The sequence below is a fragment of the Gemmatimonadota bacterium genome (assembly GCA_016712265.1).
Taxonomy (GTDB): Bacteria; Gemmatimonadota; Gemmatimonadetes; order Gemmatimonadales; family Gemmatimonadaceae; genus RBC101.
This window is the reverse complement of sequence record JADJRJ010000029.1, coordinates 1-15,769: the sequence shown is the minus strand read 5'-3', so window position 1 is coordinate 15,769 and position 15,769 is coordinate 1. Positions and strand designations below refer to the sequence as shown.

Genomic DNA, 15,769 nt, shown 5'->3' with positions numbered 1-15,769 from the left:
CGCTGCGTGATGTCCTACCGCGGGCCCGGCGGAACAGCCAGTTCTCCTTACTGCACAGTCAGCACCCAGGGCACATGGTCGTTGGCCGGCACGTGATCCCAGTCCAGCCCACGCACCCTCATCGTATTCTGGTGTACCCCGACAGCGGTGGCGTTGAACAGCATCAGGAACTCGTAGGAACCGCCAGACGCGATAGGTCCAACGTTGCACTGCAGCTGTGTGCCGACCACCGAGCAGTCGGCGCCGGAACGGTTCGCCGCAAAGGTCGCCCCCGCCATTCCCGGGAACGACACCACCGAACCGGTCGAAGCGCCCGGGCCGAGGTTTGTCACGCGGAAGCGTTTCTCGAATTGCGTGCCGGCCACGACCGGGTTGTTCAACGACACCATCAGCACCGTCAGGTCAACGCCGGGATCGTTGTCCGTGATACTCACGAGGGTGGTGCGAGCCAGTGGACCCAGTGGTGGTCCGCCCGCAGTTACAATTGGGACGATACTGTCGGTGTGCGGACCTTCGCTCAAGGCATCGTCCACAGCGGTGAGCGTCACGCGTCGCGGAAGGGCGAAGTCTGCTGCCGTAAACGACAGCGCGGAGGGAGTGACGCTGACGTCACCGCCGCTACTCACCAGCGTCGCCAGCACATCGTTCGTCCTGACCGGAATGCCGAGGCAGGCATCGACAGTCTTTGCGCTCCCACCCTCGGTGACGGCAACGTTAGGCGCAAGATCCAGCGAGGCATCGGGATTGTATCCGGCCAACCAGGTGGTGTCAGCGGCATGGTGGACTCGCCAAGCCCGGCCCGCCGCGACCGGAAGGCTGGTCGTACCAGGGTAGACGATGCCTGAGCTGGGCACCCCGGACGTGAGGAAGATCGGCACCAGCTGGCCACAGGTGCCCGCCGAGGCGAGATAAGTCGATGCGGGGCGCGCGGTGATAGTGCCGCGATACTCGACGTACGCTCCCACGACAATCTGGTCTGTCACCCGTTGCGATACGACGTCGGCGACCACTGCACTGCCGGATTGCAGCCAGAGAGAATCGATCTGCAGTGACGCCACGAGTGGGATTGGAAGCTGCTCGCCGAGTGCGGTGCCCGGCGCGATCGTGCCCCCAAAGGCTGATACCGATCTCACATATCCGCCACCACGGAGTGCTCCCCCAAACATGTACAAGCGGCCCTGCTGCCGACTACCCGCGAGCGCGACGTATTCACCATCATAGAGGTATGTTATGAGGAGGGAGTCGACGGTGCCGTAGTTGCGAAACACGGAGGGCGCTGGCGCCGAGAGTCTCAAGTAAGCTCGCGAGCTTCCCGTTCCCGTCAGCGTCCCGTGATTGTCCAGGGCCGGAGTGTGCGGCACGAGGTACCACTGCTCTGCTCGCCCCAGCAGTTCCAGGCGCCCACGATTGATGATAGGGTTGGGGGATACATAGTCCAGCTCATTCGCGATACCGAACGGCTCGTCCGCTTCAAACCGCAAAGTGCCTTCGATGACAACGGGTGTGTTCGGGGGCGCGTTCGCCGCCGGGAGGTGCCAGAACGAGTCATACAAGGCGATACTTTTGACCGTAAGGTCGAGCCCGAGACCGACGTTGCCGATAAGGGAATCACCAGTGACGATCATGGTCACAGCTCCGCTGTGCCCTGATGACGCAAGAACCAACGTCAGTCTGTTCGACTCGACAACCACGGGAACGCCCTGTTGCGGTTCGAGCGCCCCGTTGGTCCAGACAAAACGTCCTGAGTCCGACCCGTACGCTTCTCTGAGCAAGAGCCGGTTCCCACGAATGGTGCCATCGCGATGCTCAAACAGTGCGTCGATGTAGGTCAAGGTCTCCCGCGACAGGGAGATCTCGCCGTCATTCAGAAAATGCACCACCTCCAGCGTCGGGTCCCACGGGACGTTGGCGTCGAGTTCCAGAAGGCCGCGATTGTGCAGAACGCCGATATCGTTCAGGCCGCTACGTCCCTTCAGGCGTAGTTCGCCGTCGACCACTACGGAGTCGGCGGCAAGGTGGATCTCGTCTCGCAGCACAACGCCCGCGCCTGCTCTGACCTCAACGCTCCCGCCGACGATGAGGTCAGCCCCTGGGGAGGTAAACGCAACGTTGACGCCTGAGGTCAGCAAGATCCCTCGCACCGTCGCGCTGTCTGGAAGCGTAACGGTGTAGCTCCCGGGGTCCACAAAACACACCGTCGTGCCTGCGGTCGGTATCGCGCTTGGTATCCATGCAAACCGGTCGTTCCAGTCGCCGTCCACCGGAGCAGCCCAATTGCGGTCGCACACGATTGGAATGGCCCCGGTCGGTCCGCTGGTACTCAGCTGCTGACTGGGCTTGTCAGGCGACGGCTTCCTGGGCGCCGCCGGCCCCTCCGCACACCCCACCGCCGCTGTCAGCACAGCGGCCACAGCCATTCCCCTGGTCAAGCTCGCGATCTGCATTGTGCCCTCTCCGTCGTTGAGTATCCCCTTGCACTCGAGGGATGGCGACGGAAAGGCCGAAAACTGGACATGGTGGTCTCGGAACGCGCCGCGAGCCACAGGAGGGGGCTGAGGAGACCCAACGGCAGAATGAATGCGATGGGCGAGAGCGCGAGCGTCGCGCCAAGCAAGGAGATGCCCAGCACCCAGGGAAGGCGCGCAGGTTGGTCTCGCGCGTCTCGGCGAGCGCAGCGTCGGTCGGGTAGGTCGCCTGACCCTCGGATTGGACGGTGCTCAGGGCGTCCGGCTCGAGACTCCCGCCCCTTCGTCGCCACCCATCGGGGTACTGACGCCTCGACGTCACCCCACCGTACGCGCCGCGCGCCCCACGGTCGACACCCCACGCCACGCAACCGGCGCGCGCGATGTCGTTGGCAGCGCCATCAAAGCCACCGTCGCCGCTCGCCGCGCCGTAACAACCGCTCGATGTGGCGTCGACGCAACCACGCGTGGCCGTTGAGGGCCCCAGGCCATCGCTGGCCGGGGCCCACATTCCCATCTACTTCTTGCCGAGCATTCCCATGATGTCGTCGAGCGGGTTTCCGTCCCCGTCGCGGTCAAGCATCGCGGCCAGGCCACCCATCGCGCCGCCACCACCGCCGCCGAGCAGCCCGCCGAGCAGCCCGCCAAGACCACCACCGCTGGACGGCTGCGCCGGCGCCGCCGACTTGGCCATCATCCCGGCCGCGGCCATCGCGAGCATCGGGAGCATCTTCTTGAGGAGGCCGGTATCGAGCCCCGAACTCGCCGAGGCCTTCTGGGCGACCGCGCGGCTGACTTCCTTCGAGCCAAAGATCTGGCCAAGGACGTCGTTGCCCTTCGTCACGTCGGTTGGGCTCTGCGAAAGCAGGTTCTCGAGCAGCCCCGCACCTCCCAACTTGCCCAACACGCCGCCCAGCCCCTCAACCCCGCCCGCCGCGGCCGCCTGCTTCTTGAAGCCACCCATGATCGAGGGAAGAAGCGCCGCCGCCCCACTCGCCGCCTGCGCCTCGTTCACACCGAGTTCGCGGGCGATCGACGACAGGCCCCCTGCCTGCGCGATGAGGTCCGTGATGTTCATTTACATCCGCCTGAGGAAAGGTCCGTTCACGCCGAGGTGACGTGATTACGGGAAACTAATGCCAGAGGGACGTTTGGCACCCCCGGATCATCCCGCGCGCGCGATCGCCTCGGCCGCCAGGCGGGCGTCCAGCCGGATGTTGGTCAGCCCGCCCGTATGGTCATAGTTGTGCCCGACGAACCAGAGCCCCGGGTGGTCGGCGCTCGTCACGCGGTCCGTGCGCATGGCGAACCCCTTGCCATCGCGACGCACCGACGTGCCTAACGCGTCCAGCGCGGCCTCGAACCCGGTGGCGAGCAACAAGACATCGGTGGGAATCTCCGTCCCGTCCGTGCACCGCACCCCGGTGGCCGTCAGGGAGCGGATGGCCCCCAGCTGCACGCGCACCAGTCCTTCCCGGATACACTCGACGAGGTTGAACCCGATCAGCGGGATCGCATCGAGCACGGAATGCGGGGAGCGCGGCAGCACGGGCGGCCCAAACCGCCGTTCGATGCGCTTCTGGACACGGGCGAAGATGACTTCCTGGGCGGCACGAGGGAGCTTGCCGACCAGGTAGCGCACGTACTGCGCGGGGAATGGGCCAATTTGCTTGGGCACCACGTTTTGCCCCGATCGCACGACGACCGTGACCTGCGCGCCGTGCCGAGCCAGCTCGCTCCCGATCTCCCCGCCGGAGTTGCCTACCCCAACCACCGTGACGCGGCGCCCCTCGAAACCAGCGGGGCGCCGGTACTCGGATGAATGCATGATGCGGCCGGTGAATTGCTCCTGTCCTTCCAGCACAGGAATCCGGGGACGTGTCACAATCCCGGTGGCCATGACGACCCGCTGAACGTCGGCCACCTCGCCGTCGCGAAAGGTCGCGCGCCAGCCGTCCTCCCGGTCCAACCGAACGAGCTCACGCCCCGTCTCGGCCGCGATCCCCTTGGCTCTCGCGTACGCCTTGAGGTACTCGACGAACTCAAGGCGCGTCGGGAAGAGCCCGCCCAGCCGACCGATCGACATGCCGGGCAATCCCGACATGTGCTTCCCGGTGTGAAGTACCAGGGAGTCGTAAAGGTTCTCCCAGACCCACGCGATGCGGTCCCCCCGCTCAACCAGTCGGTAGGGCACGCCACATCGCGAGAGCTCAGCTGCCGTCGCGAGCCCCGCCGGTCCAGCGCCAACGACAAGGACGGAAGAACGGTTCACGGTTCACGATTTCGGGAGAGACGGCAGACGGCAATCGTTGTGCTCTCCGCGCTCCAGCACAAGCCCTGGCCTTCAGGCCTCAGCCACCGGCCAGGAGCCGCCGGCCGTCAGCCTACTCCGCCCTCACCTCCGAATGACTCCCGATCGTGACTTCGCCCTTCACCCCGGCAAGCACCACCTCGTCGCCGATGAGCGAATTGGTCAGTTCGCACCGCGCGATACGCGTCTTGCGCCCGACCACCGTATCGGAGAGTCGGCTCGACTCCACGACACACCCGGCCTCCAGCGTCACGTTCGGCCCGACCACCGAGTTCGTGATCGTCACGCCGTCCTCGATGTACACCGGCTCGACGATCGTGCCGCCGATCCCGGCCGGCTTGCGGGCGCGCCCCTTTTCCAGCACGACGCGGTTGGTCTCGAGCAGCGTGTCCAGCTTTCCCGCATCGTACCACCCGGCGACGTCGATCACCTGGATCTTCGCCCCGTGGTCGATCATGTACTGGAACGCGTCGGTCAGGAAGTACTCGCCCTTGTTCTTGGGCTGCGTGAGGACGTGGTCGATCCCCTCATACAACAGCTTCCAGTTCTTGATGTAATAGAGTCCGATGTTCGCGCGCTTCGAGATCGGCGTGCTCGGCTTCTCGACGATCTTCGTCATGTAGCCGTCGGCGTCGGTGACCACCACGCCAAAGCGCTGGTAGTCCTCGACCTCCTTGGTCCAGATGATCCCGTCGGCATCCGACGACTGGACCACGGAGAGATCGGCATCGAAGATCGTGTCCACGAAGATGATCAGGACCGGTGCATCGACATACGGCCGTGCCAGCGCGACCGCACCGGCGGTCCCGTCCTGCACCTGTTGCTCGATGAAGACCCCCGGGATCGGGAACGCCGTGCGGGCGTGCTCCTCGACCTTGTCCTTCAGGTGCCCGGTGATGTAGACGACCTGGTCGACATTGCCGAGTTTGGCGACGTCGTCCATCACGTAGTCCATGACCGGCTTGCCCGCCACCTTCAGCATCGGCTTGGGCGTGATGTGCGTATGGGGGCGAAGGCGCGTGCCCTTCCCCGCCAGCGGGATGATGACCTTCATGGTGTGCTCGTTCCCTCGCGTCCGTAGCGGTCCTTGAGGCGCACGACGTCATCCAGCTCCGGCGTCGAGGCCTCCAGCACGTCACAGTCGGTGACGGCTTCCATGTAATGCACCGTGCCGGGGGTGATCCGGAAGGAGTCCCCGGTCACCAGGCGCTGGTCGCGCAGCTCGGTATCCCCGGGCAGCTGCACCCAGTAGCGCATCTCCCCGGTGAGGAGGTGCACGGTCTCGTCCTTCACATCGTGGTATTGCACCGAGAGCGAATGGCCGGCCTTGATATGCAGCACCTTGCCGCAATACCGGTCCGTGAGAGCCCAGATCAACTCATGGCCCCACGGCTTCTCGACGCGCTTGACCGGAACTCGTCCACTCATGGCGTTCCCGATTTCGGGTTATCCCACGGACGCGGGGACCCTGTGTCGTTCCCGGGCCCCTTCACTGGCGCTGGAGAGATAGCGCTCAGCGTCCCGCGACCAACTTGCCGCGCAGCAGCGACAGCTTCGTCCGGACCGAGCCGTCCATCACGGTGTCGCCGACCTTGACTACGAGCCCACCGAGGATCGCCGGGTTCACGCTGAGGTGCGGCACGACCGTCTTGCCAAGCTTCGCTGAGAGCTGGGCGGCAATCGCGGCCCGCTCCGTGTCCGATGTCTCGCGCGCCACCGTCACGTGCGCATGCACCCGCCCCGCCTGCGCGTCCACCAGCGCCGCGTATTGCGTGGCGATCTCCGCGAGGAGCAGCTGGCGCCGGTTGTCGATCAACTTGCCAACGAAGCGCAGCATCGTCAGTGGGATCTTGCCGGCAAAGGCCTTCTCGATGACGCGCTTCTTGTCCGTCGCCGCAACCTGCGGGGCCGCGAGGAAGTTCTGGAGGCGGACATCGCTCCCCACGGCGTCCGCGAGCCCACCGATCAGGGAGCCCCATCCCTCGGTCGCGCCGGCCTTGGTCGCCAGCGCGAGCAGGGCCTCGGCGTAGTTGCGGGCGATCGTTGCGTCGCGCATTTACCGGCCCTGCGCGGGAATCGAGGCCAGGAACTCCTCGACCAACTTGCGGTTGCTTGCGTCGTCCAGGTTCTTCCCGATCACCTTGCCGGCGCCGGCCAAGGCCAGGTCCACCGCCTCGCGGCGGAGTTCGGCGATCGCCCGCACCTTCTCGCTCTCGAGCTCGCGGCGCGCGCGGTCGAGCATCTCCTGCTGCTGCGTCTTCGTCTCCTCGAGCATCGAGGTCTTCAGCTTCTCGGCCGTGGCGCGACCGTCGGCGATGAATCGCTGCGCCTCGGCGCGGGCCGCATCGAGCGCCGCCTGCTGGTCGGCGAGCAGCTTGGACGCCGCCTCGCGATCAGCCTGGGCCTTGGCGATGGCCGCCTCGAGGGCCGCCTCACGGGCCTCGACGGCCTCGAGCAGCGGCTTGTAGGCGAACTTCGTCAGCACGACCATGAGCAGGACGAAGATCACCAGCGTCCAGAACATCAGGCCGCCGGCCGGCATCAGCAGGTTGGTCTTTTCGCCTTCCGCGGCGAGGGCCAGCGTCGGCGTCAGGGCGAGGGAACCCAGGGCAACGATCGTGCGAAACATGGGGATCATCGAAAGAGTTCGCTCCGGACCCCCAGCATCAGGAAGCTGAGTGCTGGGGGCTGGAGCTGCGAAACGGGTTGCTGCTGGCTGCGCTTAGAACTTGCCCTGGATGAGGAACGCGATCACGATGCCGAACAGCGCGGCGCCTTCGATGAAGGCCGCGAGGATCAGCGCCGCGGTCTGGATGCGGCCGGCCGCTTCGGGCTGGCGCGCCATTCCTTCCACCGCCTGGCCACCGATGCGGCCGATGCCGAGACCGGCACCGATCGTGGCGAGACCGGCGCCGAGGCCGGCACCGATGAGGGCGAGGCCCGTGTTGTTGTTGGCGACCCCTTCAGCAGCGGCCTGCAGCAACGGGAAGATCGACATTGCGAGAACTCCGAGTAGTGAAATGGTGCTGGCAGGTCCTCCCGCGGCCGCCAGTGTGCCGCTGTCCGTCAGTGAGGGTCACCCCTCAACGGACCTTCGCCGAACCTTCGCCCGGCTACGCCACCAGCGGGATGGGGCCCGCCGGCGCTGGTGCAGAAGTGCTAGTGGTGCGACTCCCGGATCAGCCCGATGAAGACCGACGAGAGCAGGGTGAAGATGAATGCCTGCAGGAACGCCACCATCAGCTCGAGCAGGGACAGCGCCACCGCCATCGCGACCGGCGCCACCGCCACCGCATACGAATTGAAGGTGAAGATCAGCCCGATAAACGCGAGCAGCACGATGTGGCCGGCGGTCATGTTCGCGAAGAGACGGATCGCGAGGGCAATGGGCTTGGTGAACTTGCCGATCAGCTCCACCGGCGACACCACGATGAGCATCAGGACCCGCATCACCATCGGCAGGTCCTTGTTCCAGTAGAAGATCGTGCTGAGGTAGCCGGAGCCCAGCGCGCGCATCCCAGCGACTTCGGTCGTGATGAAAGTCATCAGGGCGAGCGAGAACGTGACCGCGATGTTCCCGGTCGACGTTGAGCCGTAGGGGATCAACCCGAGCAGGTTCGCCGTGAGGATGAAGAAGAAGCAGGTCAGCAGGTACGGGACAAAGCCGTTCCCGTGATGGCCCACGTTCGGCAGGATGACTTCATTCCGGATGTACAGCACCATCGCCTCGACGCCGGCCGCGAAGCCCTTCGGCCGACCCACGGCGTGGGTGTGCCGCCGATGCGCCCGTGCAGCCCCGATGAGGAGGGCGCTCACGATGAACGCTGCGAGAAAGAGGAAGACGACGTGCTTGGTCGGCGAGAGGTTGAGCGTCAGCGGGCCGACGTGGATGTCCGGCCAGAGCGCCTCACAGCCGTGTTCACCGACATGCCGCCCCAGGCAGATTTCCTTGTAGAACGGCGGGGCGAACCACGGCAGCTCCATGTGGTAGCCGTCCGTGATATGCGGGGTGATGATGTCGACCTTGGCGGCGGCGCCTTCGGGCGCATGCTCCTGCGCCACCAGCGGCGATGCGACCAGGCCCAGCCCAAGGGCGAAAACAACGGAGCGAAGTGCGCTCATGACTTCAGGAAAAGTGGTTCAACCAGCGTCGTCACGAACAAGAACACAGCCAAACTGATTGCTGCCGGCTCCAGCGGAAGCCCGGCGAGCCGCGGCCCCAGCACGGCAAAGGCGACCAGCGCCACTGCCCGCACGAGCGCCCCTGCCCCCCACGCCGCCATCACCTGCGCAGGACCCATCCGCCGAATGATCCCCCAGGTGATCCCCTGCACCACCAGCGCCACCACCGCCGCCACCAGCACCGCCCGGCGCCCTGCTTCAAACGTGTAGGCCATCCAGAGCACCGCCCCGGCCAGCCCGATGAGCACCACGCTGGTGCCCGCAAACCGCGCCCCGCGACTCATGACCCGCCGCGCCCTGACCGGCGCCCTTCCTCTCGTGCCAGGTCCGCCATCAGCCGTCGATACATGCTGAAGAACGCGGCCCCCGCTCCCACAAACACACCCAGAATGAGCCCGATCGGCCCAGACCCCAACCGCGCATCGACCCACTGCCCCGCGTACAGGAAGAGCAGGATCGATCCCGCGAACTGCAGTCCAATTCCGGCGTATTTCCAGCCATTTCGCGCCTCCCGGGCGGCGTCCGCCGCCTCGTCCTTCTGGGGTCGAAAACCGGGGGGCTCAAGGGGCATTTTCCGGGGCGGAATCTAGGACTTTGTGAAATTTTTCGCAAGCGAACCTCCCACCCATCGGATAAGCAATCCTCAACGTGAGCATCCCGGCCTCAAGCGTATGGAGACCAAAGGGTTACACATTGCGAACTATTGACTTCTCGTTAGGTTGTGGATAAGTTCTCCCCTGTCGGTTTCGTGACCCCGCCCCCGTCGGATCTGTGCTCCCCAAACTGGCCCCCGCCCTCCTCCTCGCTGCCCTGACCGCCTCTGCGTGTGGTCCTCGGCCGCCGGTCGGCGAAGCACACGCCAGAAAGCCCGAATCGGGGAGCCGGTCCCTCACCTCCGCCGTCGACGTGGACGTCACCGAGGGGGTCGCCCTCGCCCTCAGCGTCCGGAACGAGGCGGGCAAGAAGGTCGAGGTCGCCTTCCCCTCCGGCCTCACCCACGACTTCGAGGTCCAGGACTCGGTCGGGCGCGTCCTCTGGCGCTGGAGCGAAGGACGCCTCTTCACCCAGTCCATGCAGAACCGCATCCTCGAGCGCGAGGAGTCCATCGTCTACAAGGCCGAATGGGCCCCTGAGGACCTCCACGGCGAGTTCGTCGCTGTCGTGTCCCTCAAGAGCAGCTCGCACCCGATCGAGCACCGCTCGAAGTTCGTCCTGCCCTGACGGGCTCCCGCCGTCGCGCGAGCCCCGCGACGCGCCCCCTCCCCCTGCCAGCGGCCCGCCAACCGGGCCCGGCTCTTATCCCCCCGTGGTACGGCCATTACCTTCCGCCGACCTTGGACCTCCAACCTGACCTGTCGTGGGGACTTCCGCAGAACGACTGAATGACGCGCGTGACCTCGAGTTGCTCAAGAAACTCGCGGTGGCTCGCAAGACACTGAAGGAGCAGATCGGGCGGAAGATCGTCGGCCAGCACGACGTCGTTGAGAACCTCGTCTGCGCCATCCTCGCCGGTGGCCACGTCCTCATCGTGGGCGTGCCGGGCCTCGCCAAGACCCTCCTGATCCAGACCCTCGCCGAGGCGATGGACCTGCAGTTCTCGCGCGTGCAATTCACGCCCGACCTCATGCCGGGCGATATCACCGGCACCGAACTCCTCGAGGAAGACCACGCCACCGGTCGCCGCGTCTTCAAGTTCGTGAAGGGCCCGGTCTTCGCAAACATCGTCCTCGCCGACGAAATCAACCGCGCCCCGCCAAAGACGCAGTCCGCCCTGCTCCAGGCCATGCAGGAAAAGACGGTGACCGTGGCAGGCCAGACGCACCGCCTCCCGCATCCGTTCTTCGTCCTCGCGACGCAGAACCCGATCGAGCAGGAAGCGACCTACCCGCTCCCCGAAGCGCAGCTCGACCGCTTCATGTTCGAGCTCAAGGTCGGCTATCCGTCGTTCGAGGAAGAAGAGCGCATCGTCAGCACGACGACCGGCGCGAAGGAGCAGATCGTCGAGCCGGCGCTGTCCGGTGCCGAGGTCGCCGAGTTGCAGCAACTCGTGCGGCGCATGCCCGCCCCGCCCACCATCATCAAGTATTGCGTGGGGCTCGCGCGTTCCACGCGTCCGTCGGAGCCCACCGCGCTGCCGAACATCAAGAAGTACGTGAACTACGGGACGGGGCCCCGCGCCTCGCAGTACCTGGTGCTCGGCGCCAAGGCCCGTGCGGCGATGGAGGGACGTGCCGTCCCGGATATCGACGACGTGCGCGGCGTCGCCCACAGCGTGCTCAAGCACCGCCTGGTGCTGAACTTCCAGGCCGAGGCGGAAGGGTTCGCCGCGGACAAACTCGTGACAGAGGTGCTGGCGCAGTACAAGGGCGCCTAGACGGGTCGAGCGGGCCGGCGTTCACCTCGCCGGCGAAACCGAGGGGCGCCGCACACCGTGTGTGGCGCCCCTCGGCGCGTCAGGGTACGATCGTCACCGACTGGCCCGGGGACACCGTGACCTCACCGCCCAGGGCGGCACTCATGGCACGTACCGTTTGGATACCCGGCGTCGTTGATGACGTGGGATCCCACAACAGATTCTGCAGCCAGAACCGGATGCTACCCTGGTCCATGATGCCCACCAGGATCGGTGCGCCAATGGCGCGGTAGTAAGCATCCTGGTTCGTTGCATCCCCAAGATACAGTTGCACGATCGGCGCCGTGACCACCGTTGTCCAAGTGCGCGTGCGAGACTGGAGACTGACCGTGGCACTCGTGAGGGGATCGACGGTTCCGGCGATGGAGACCTGTGTCTTCCCTGCTCCGTAGTTTGGCGGATCCAGCGTCACATCGCCGAAGCCGTTCGGCGTGCCAGGGAGGAATCCGAAGGCCGCGGTGCCCCACGGACCGAACGAGCCGCCGGCGTACTGCGCGCGCACGCGGAATTCCCACCCGTCCAGCCGCCCCGCGTCCACCTTCTGCCCGCAGGCCGCGAACGTCGTGCTCGTGCCGTTGACGACCGCGTTGAGGAGGACGGTCCCAGTGGCTGGGTGCTCGACCCGTAGCTCGTGTCCGATCAGGGGGATAAAGCCCACGCCAGCGGTCCACGACAGCGGCATGACGAATCCATAGCCGGCCACCGGATCATAGCTACACCCCGAAAGCGGATTGTCCTGTAACACGCGCACACCGGACGCCGGCGTCAGTGGTACCGGGGCAACCTCGGCCGCAGCTCCAACGGTCACGAGCATGCTATCACGCCGACTACCGACCATCACGACCGCCCACGTGGCCCCCGGCCCGACGGCCGTGACCAAGCCGGTCGGTGATACCGTGGCAACACCAACATCGTGCGTCCAGAAGAGCCTCGCCATCGCTGAGGGACGGCCACTGATATCGTTGGCCGTGGCGGACAGCTGGAGCTGCTGCCCCACCGTAAGGCTCGCGCTCGATGGCGAGACGCGCACACTCCCCAACATGCCGTGCTCGATGCGAAACGCAACGTTGAGGACATCGCCATTGACCACCGGCACGAAGCGCGTGCGATCGACCCCGGGGATCTCGCGCGGATGCGCGACCACAAACGCATCCGCGTAGCCAGCGACGAAGGCGGGACCCACCCCCGCCGCAGGGGTGACGACCACCGTCATCCGATAGACGCGATTGCTCGGGATGCGGCAGGGTCCGGTGTTGCATTGCGTCGTCTGCCAGCGCGCCACGTAGGCTGGTATGGATCGCTCGACGAACACGCGCCCCGCAGGTCCTCCTCCTGTCTCGAACCTCGCCGCCACGCGCCCGCTTTGCAGCTCAACGACCTCGACCGCCACCGTCGCGGTTTCGTCGATGGGACCGCTGTTCCCGGGGACCGGCACGATGGGAGGCAACCAGAAGAATCCGGGGTCGCCTCCGCGCGCCCCGTCGAGGATCGCACGCATGGGAAGGGGCACGCCCAAGGGACCGCTTGGCGCATCCGGTGAACAGGCAGTGAGCATCACCGCGCTGCACACCCCAAACACCATGCCGTTTCGCCATACCGCGTGCATGTCGCCACCTCGACAAGAGACGCACCCAAACTGACATGCGCCGTTCCTGTCCGCCAGCAGCGTCGCGAGCCCTTCTCACGACGTAGCGCGCGTTCCTGAACCAAGGCAGGCCACCCAACTCCCGCGAGCGTGAGGTCGATCTGAGTGGAGGCTCCTCAGGGCGCTGCACAGCACGGGTGGGAATGCCCGGAGGCAAGGTCTCACTGCCCCGGGCACCCCGTGAGTCTCAGCCCCGACTACTGACCGGATCAGGGACCAGGCCGCATGGTGATGCCGGCGCTGGCGGAGCGCCTCCGGTCCGCGGGAAGGGATTGTCCCATCTCGCGACGCGCAATCCCGTAGCGGCCCACTCCGGCGCCGACGGCCAATCGGCCACTCCGGCCAACCAATTGAGTGACCCGCGCGGTAGCACCCTCGCCACCCGTGACCGATCTTGTGCGCCTACCGGAGCACGATTCGCCGCACGTTGTTCGATCGCTCACGGTCGATACGACGGATCCAAGGATCGATCTCAACCGACCCCGGCATCGCAGACAGCGCCATGGACAGACTCGCGCCGCCGCGGGTCGCCACCACGGTGCCCCGATGAAGGACTGAGTCTGCGCCATCGCGCACCGCTACGTCGAACCGCTGTCCCTCAGCGGGTGCGTCACGCTCGCCGTCATCCGTGAGCCGCACCCGCACGGCATGGAACTCCGCGCGAAGTAGATATCCGTCGGGACGTGGCTCCACCCATGCCGAGTCCACCCGCAGGTCGTACAGCACCCGTTCGGTGAACCACTCGTCCACCAGCGATCGAGCGCCTTCCGTGACCGCCTCTGACCGCAACAGCGCGTGCAACTGCGGCGCCGTAGCTGCGCCGTGTGGTCCTCCCTCCGTAACCAAGAGTGTGCGAAGCGCACGCGCGACGGCGGAGTCGCCCAGCGCACCGCGCAGCGATGGGCTAGCCGCAGCACCCTTGCCGTAGTAGAGATAGTCCTGACCAGACGCTTCGACGAGCGTCGGCTCCGGTTCGGCGTCCCACACCCGACCGGAGAGGTAGCGGTCGTGGTCGTACGCGATGAGCTGCGGGAGTGCGCCGGCGCCTCGCGTGTGCTCGACCGCCAACTGCTCCGAGTACTTGGCGAGCGTCTCCACGATCGTCGTGGCGCCCCGTACCTCAAGCGGACTCACGGCGTAGCCCCACCATTGATGTGCCACCTCGTGCGCGACGCGTCGGGTGAGGAGGTCCGTCGTCGTCGCGGGCGTCGGTAAGGACACCTCGGCCTTCATTGAACATGAGCATGCCGCTCAGGGCGAATCCGGCGAACGGCCAGCGACCGGGGACCTCGATGAGTCGTAGGTTCTTGTGCGGGTACTGGCCGAAGCGGGCGTTGAAGATGCGCAACGACGCAGTTGCCGCGCCCACGAAGCGTTCGGCATTGCGCCCGTGGTCCGGGTGGTGCCAGAACTCCACGAGCACGCCGTCCGCGCTGTCGCGCCGTAACGCGTACTCCGCCGATGTGAACGCGAAGCGGGCCGGCATAGGGTCGTCCACCCGGTACTCGAAATAGCTGCAGTCCGCTGCTTTCCACGACCGGACCAGCGCACCGGGACCGAGCGCGGTCTGCCCGGACGTGTGGACAGCGTGGCCCGCAAGGTGAGCCACGCATCCGGCTGCGCCTCGGCACGAGCGACGCGCGTGAGAGAGTCGATGGCCACGTGGGGCGACAGACCCGCCGACGCGGGTGGGAGGCCGCGCCGGGCGCGCTCGCGCGACTCGCCCAATTCGTACGAAGCGCGATAGCCGAACGACGGCATCGCCACGAGCATCGCGACGTAACTGCCGTTGGATCACACATCAGGGTTGTAGCCGCCGGCGCGAATTCCGTCCGACGCGATGCTGAACGAGTACTCGATAGTCGTGCTGTCTCCCGGCTGCAGCGGCGACACGAACGCGAACCCGCACGCCGAAGCGCGGATCGTGATGCACCTGCGTTCCTTCGCGCACGGCGACGCGCGTCGCGCGCTTCGCGTCGGATGGTGAGCCACACGGTGTCGATGGCCGATGACGTGCGGTTGCCTCCAGAGCGCGCCGCGGATGTCAGCTCGCCGAGCCCTCGGGGTGAAGTCGACCGCGATATCCACGTGGGAGACCGAAGGCTGAGGCGTGCCGAACAACCGACGATACGCACGCTCGTAGTCCACGCGCCACGCGACATTCGCGTCGCTGCTTTCCCAGGCTTGCCGCACGTTGGTCTGATAGAAGACCGCGCCGCCTGTGGCCACGGCAGGCCCGCCAGCCACGACCGTCATGCACGTCGGGCCGGCGCACCGCCGCGAAGAAGTGCGTCCATACGGCTACGTCCGCCGGGGCGCCGGCCTCGAGGCCATACCGCCCAGGCCATCGCGGTGGGCAACAGCCACGGTCGTCAGTACAGCATGAACACTGCGAAGCTCGTAGCCGCCGCCCGTAGCCGTCGAACTCTGAGAACGACATCTCGGGTGCCGACGCGAAGCGCAGCAGCAGGTGTTCAATCCGACGAGCGGACCCGCCGACGCCAGTGCGATGAAGCAGCACGGATAGCAGCATGCCGACCCACCGGTTCCCCCAAGCACCTGCACGGCCACTGCCAAGGAGCGCCGTGAGTGCCAATGGGTTCCCGACGTACCAGAACTGCGACGCATACACCCACGGATCGATCGGCGGCCGTCGCCCGCTAGCTGCACCGCCGCCGCCACGGTAGCCCCAGGGCGAGGAGGGCCGTGGGCACGAGCACGAGTGCGAGCAACTTCGAAGAGAACGAATACGC

At 66.3% G+C, this 15,769-nt stretch carries 17 protein-coding genes; 2 read left to right on the top strand and 15 right to left on the bottom strand.

The features are described from left to right. Nucleotides 1-47: 47 nt before the first annotated feature. The 11 genes from IPK85_13895 to IPK85_13845 all read right to left on the bottom strand — a co-directional run bounded on the left by IPK85_13895 (nt 48) and on the right by IPK85_13845 (nt 9,529). Nucleotides 48-2,288 carry a hypothetical protein gene (locus tag IPK85_13895; GenBank protein MBK8248481.1) on the bottom strand — a complete coding sequence of 747 codons (2,241 nt, stop codon included), beginning with the start codon at nt 2,286-2,288 and terminating at the stop codon, nt 48-50. A gap of 694 nt (nt 2,289-2,982) precedes the next feature. After that, nucleotides 2,983-3,543 (bottom strand): DUF937 domain-containing protein, encoded by a 561-nt coding sequence (locus IPK85_13890; protein MBK8248480.1) that lies wholly within the window; start codon nt 3,541-3,543, stop codon nt 2,983-2,985. Between the two features lie 87 nt (nt 3,544-3,630). Continuing rightward, nucleotides 3,631-4,737, bottom strand: a complete 1,107-nt coding sequence (locus tag IPK85_13885; GenBank protein ID MBK8248479.1) for an NAD(P)/FAD-dependent oxidoreductase — start codon at nt 4,735-4,737, stop codon at nt 3,631-3,633. A 112-nt stretch (nt 4,738-4,849) separates the two neighbouring features. Then, nucleotides 4,850-5,830: an NTP transferase domain-containing protein gene (locus IPK85_13880; GenBank protein MBK8248478.1), complete on the bottom strand. Its 981-nt coding sequence runs from the start codon at nt 5,828-5,830 to the stop codon at nt 4,850-4,852. Further along, on the bottom strand, nt 5,827-6,204 hold the full coding sequence (locus tag IPK85_13875) for a cupin domain-containing protein (GenBank protein ID MBK8248477.1): 378 nt from the start codon (nt 6,202-6,204) through the stop codon (nt 5,827-5,829). Before IPK85_13875 ends, IPK85_13880 begins: the two co-directional genes overlap by 4 nt. An 85-nt stretch (nt 6,205-6,289) precedes the next feature. Beyond that, nucleotides 6,290-6,832: a F0F1 ATP synthase subunit delta gene (locus IPK85_13870; GenBank protein ID MBK8248476.1), complete on the bottom strand. Its 543-nt coding sequence runs from the start codon at nt 6,830-6,832 to the stop codon at nt 6,290-6,292. Then, nucleotides 6,833-7,405 carry a F0F1 ATP synthase subunit B gene (gene atpF / locus IPK85_13865; GenBank protein ID MBK8248475.1) on the bottom strand — a complete coding sequence of 191 codons (573 nt, stop codon included), beginning with the start codon at nt 7,403-7,405 and terminating at the stop codon, nt 6,833-6,835. 93 nt (nt 7,406-7,498) lie between these two features. After that, the gene (gene atpE / locus IPK85_13860) at nt 7,499-7,774 is read right to left on the bottom strand and encodes an ATP synthase F0 subunit C (protein MBK8248474.1); all 276 of its coding nucleotides are present in this window, start codon (nt 7,772-7,774) and stop codon (nt 7,499-7,501) included. Between the two features lie 161 nt (nt 7,775-7,935). Continuing rightward, a complete protein-coding gene (gene atpB / locus IPK85_13855; protein ID MBK8248473.1) occupies nt 7,936-8,898 on the bottom strand; it encodes a F0F1 ATP synthase subunit A in 963 nt (320 codons plus the stop codon). Then, on the bottom strand, nt 8,895-9,242 hold the full coding sequence (locus tag IPK85_13850; GenBank protein ID MBK8248472.1) for a hypothetical protein: 348 nt from the start codon (nt 9,240-9,242) through the stop codon (nt 8,895-8,897). Before IPK85_13850 ends, atpB begins: the two co-directional genes overlap by 4 nt. Continuing rightward, a complete protein-coding gene (locus tag IPK85_13845) occupies nt 9,239-9,529 on the bottom strand; it encodes an AtpZ/AtpI family protein (protein ID MBK8248471.1) in 291 nt (96 codons plus the stop codon). The genes IPK85_13850 and IPK85_13845 overlap by 4 nt, the downstream gene beginning before the upstream one ends. 335 nt (nt 9,530-9,864) lie before the next feature. On the opposite strand from IPK85_13845, the gene IPK85_13840 reads away from it, so the two are divergent. After that, on the top strand, nt 9,865-10,179 hold the full coding sequence (locus IPK85_13840; protein ID MBK8248470.1) for a hypothetical protein: 315 nt from the start codon (nt 9,865-9,867) through the stop codon (nt 10,177-10,179). A 136-nt stretch (nt 10,180-10,315) separates the two neighbouring features. Further along, on the top strand, nt 10,316-11,332 hold the full coding sequence (locus IPK85_13835; protein MBK8248469.1) for a MoxR family ATPase: 1,017 nt from the start codon (nt 10,316-10,318) through the stop codon (nt 11,330-11,332). A gap of 79 nt (nt 11,333-11,411) precedes the next feature. Here the strand turns inward: IPK85_13835 and IPK85_13830 are convergent, their stop codons facing one another. From IPK85_13830 to IPK85_13815, 4 genes are all read right to left on the bottom strand, one after another. Continuing rightward, nucleotides 11,412-12,869 (bottom strand): Ig-like domain-containing protein, encoded by a 1,458-nt coding sequence (locus IPK85_13830; protein ID MBK8248468.1) that lies wholly within the window; start codon nt 12,867-12,869, stop codon nt 11,412-11,414. Between the two features lie 549 nt (nt 12,870-13,418). Beyond that, entirely contained in the window at nt 13,419-14,150 is a 732-nt protein-coding gene (locus IPK85_13825; GenBank protein ID MBK8248467.1) for a hypothetical protein, read from the bottom strand. Then, nucleotides 14,137-14,502 (bottom strand): hypothetical protein, encoded by a 366-nt coding sequence (locus tag IPK85_13820; protein ID MBK8248466.1) that lies wholly within the window; start codon nt 14,500-14,502, stop codon nt 14,137-14,139. Before IPK85_13820 ends, IPK85_13825 begins: the two co-directional genes overlap by 14 nt. 308 nt (nt 14,503-14,810) lie before the next feature. After that, complete coding sequence (locus tag IPK85_13815) at nt 14,811-15,272, bottom strand: hypothetical protein (GenBank protein ID MBK8248465.1); 462 nt, start codon at nt 15,270-15,272, stop codon at nt 14,811-14,813. Nucleotides 15,273-15,769: the final 497 nt, after the last annotated feature.

Excerpts from the sequence above, each read along its gene's own strand:
- IPK85_13890 (MBK8248480.1), bottom strand. The coding sequence starts at position 3,543 with ATGAACATCACGGACCTCATCGCGCAGGCAGGGGGCCTGTCGTCGATC.
- IPK85_13880 (MBK8248478.1), bottom strand. The coding sequence starts at position 5,830 with ATGAAGGTCATCATCCCGCTGGCGGGGAAGGGCACGCGCCTTCGCCCC.
- IPK85_13875 (MBK8248477.1), bottom strand. The coding sequence starts at position 6,204 with ATGAGTGGACGAGTTCCGGTCAAGCGCGTCGAGAAGCCGTGGGGCCAT.
- IPK85_13870 (MBK8248476.1), bottom strand. The coding sequence starts at position 6,832 with ATGCGCGACGCAACGATCGCCCGCAACTACGCCGAGGCCCTGCTCGCG.
- atpF (MBK8248475.1), bottom strand. The coding sequence starts at position 7,405 with ATGTTTCGCACGATCGTTGCCCTGGGTTCCCTCGCCCTGACGCCGACG.
- atpE (MBK8248474.1), bottom strand. The coding sequence starts at position 7,774 with ATGTCGATCTTCCCGTTGCTGCAGGCCGCTGCTGAAGGGGTCGCCAAC.
- atpB (MBK8248473.1), bottom strand. The coding sequence starts at position 8,898 with ATGAGCGCACTTCGCTCCGTTGTTTTCGCCCTTGGGCTGGGCCTGGTC.
- IPK85_13850 (MBK8248472.1), bottom strand. The coding sequence starts at position 9,242 with ATGAGTCGCGGGGCGCGGTTTGCGGGCACCAGCGTGGTGCTCATCGGG.
- IPK85_13845 (MBK8248471.1), bottom strand. The coding sequence starts at position 9,529 with ATGCCCCTTGAGCCCCCCGGTTTTCGACCCCAGAAGGACGAGGCGGCG.
- IPK85_13830 (MBK8248468.1), bottom strand. The coding sequence starts at position 12,869 with ATGCGTGCGATCCTCGACGGGGCGCGCGGAGGCGACCCCGGATTCTTC.
- IPK85_13820 (MBK8248466.1), bottom strand. The coding sequence starts at position 14,502 with ATGCCGGCCCGCTTCGCGTTCACATCGGCGGAGTACGCGTTACGGCGC.
- IPK85_13815 (MBK8248465.1), bottom strand. The coding sequence starts at position 15,272 with ATGACGGTCGTGGCTGGCGGGCCTGCCGTGGCCACAGGCGGCGCGGTC.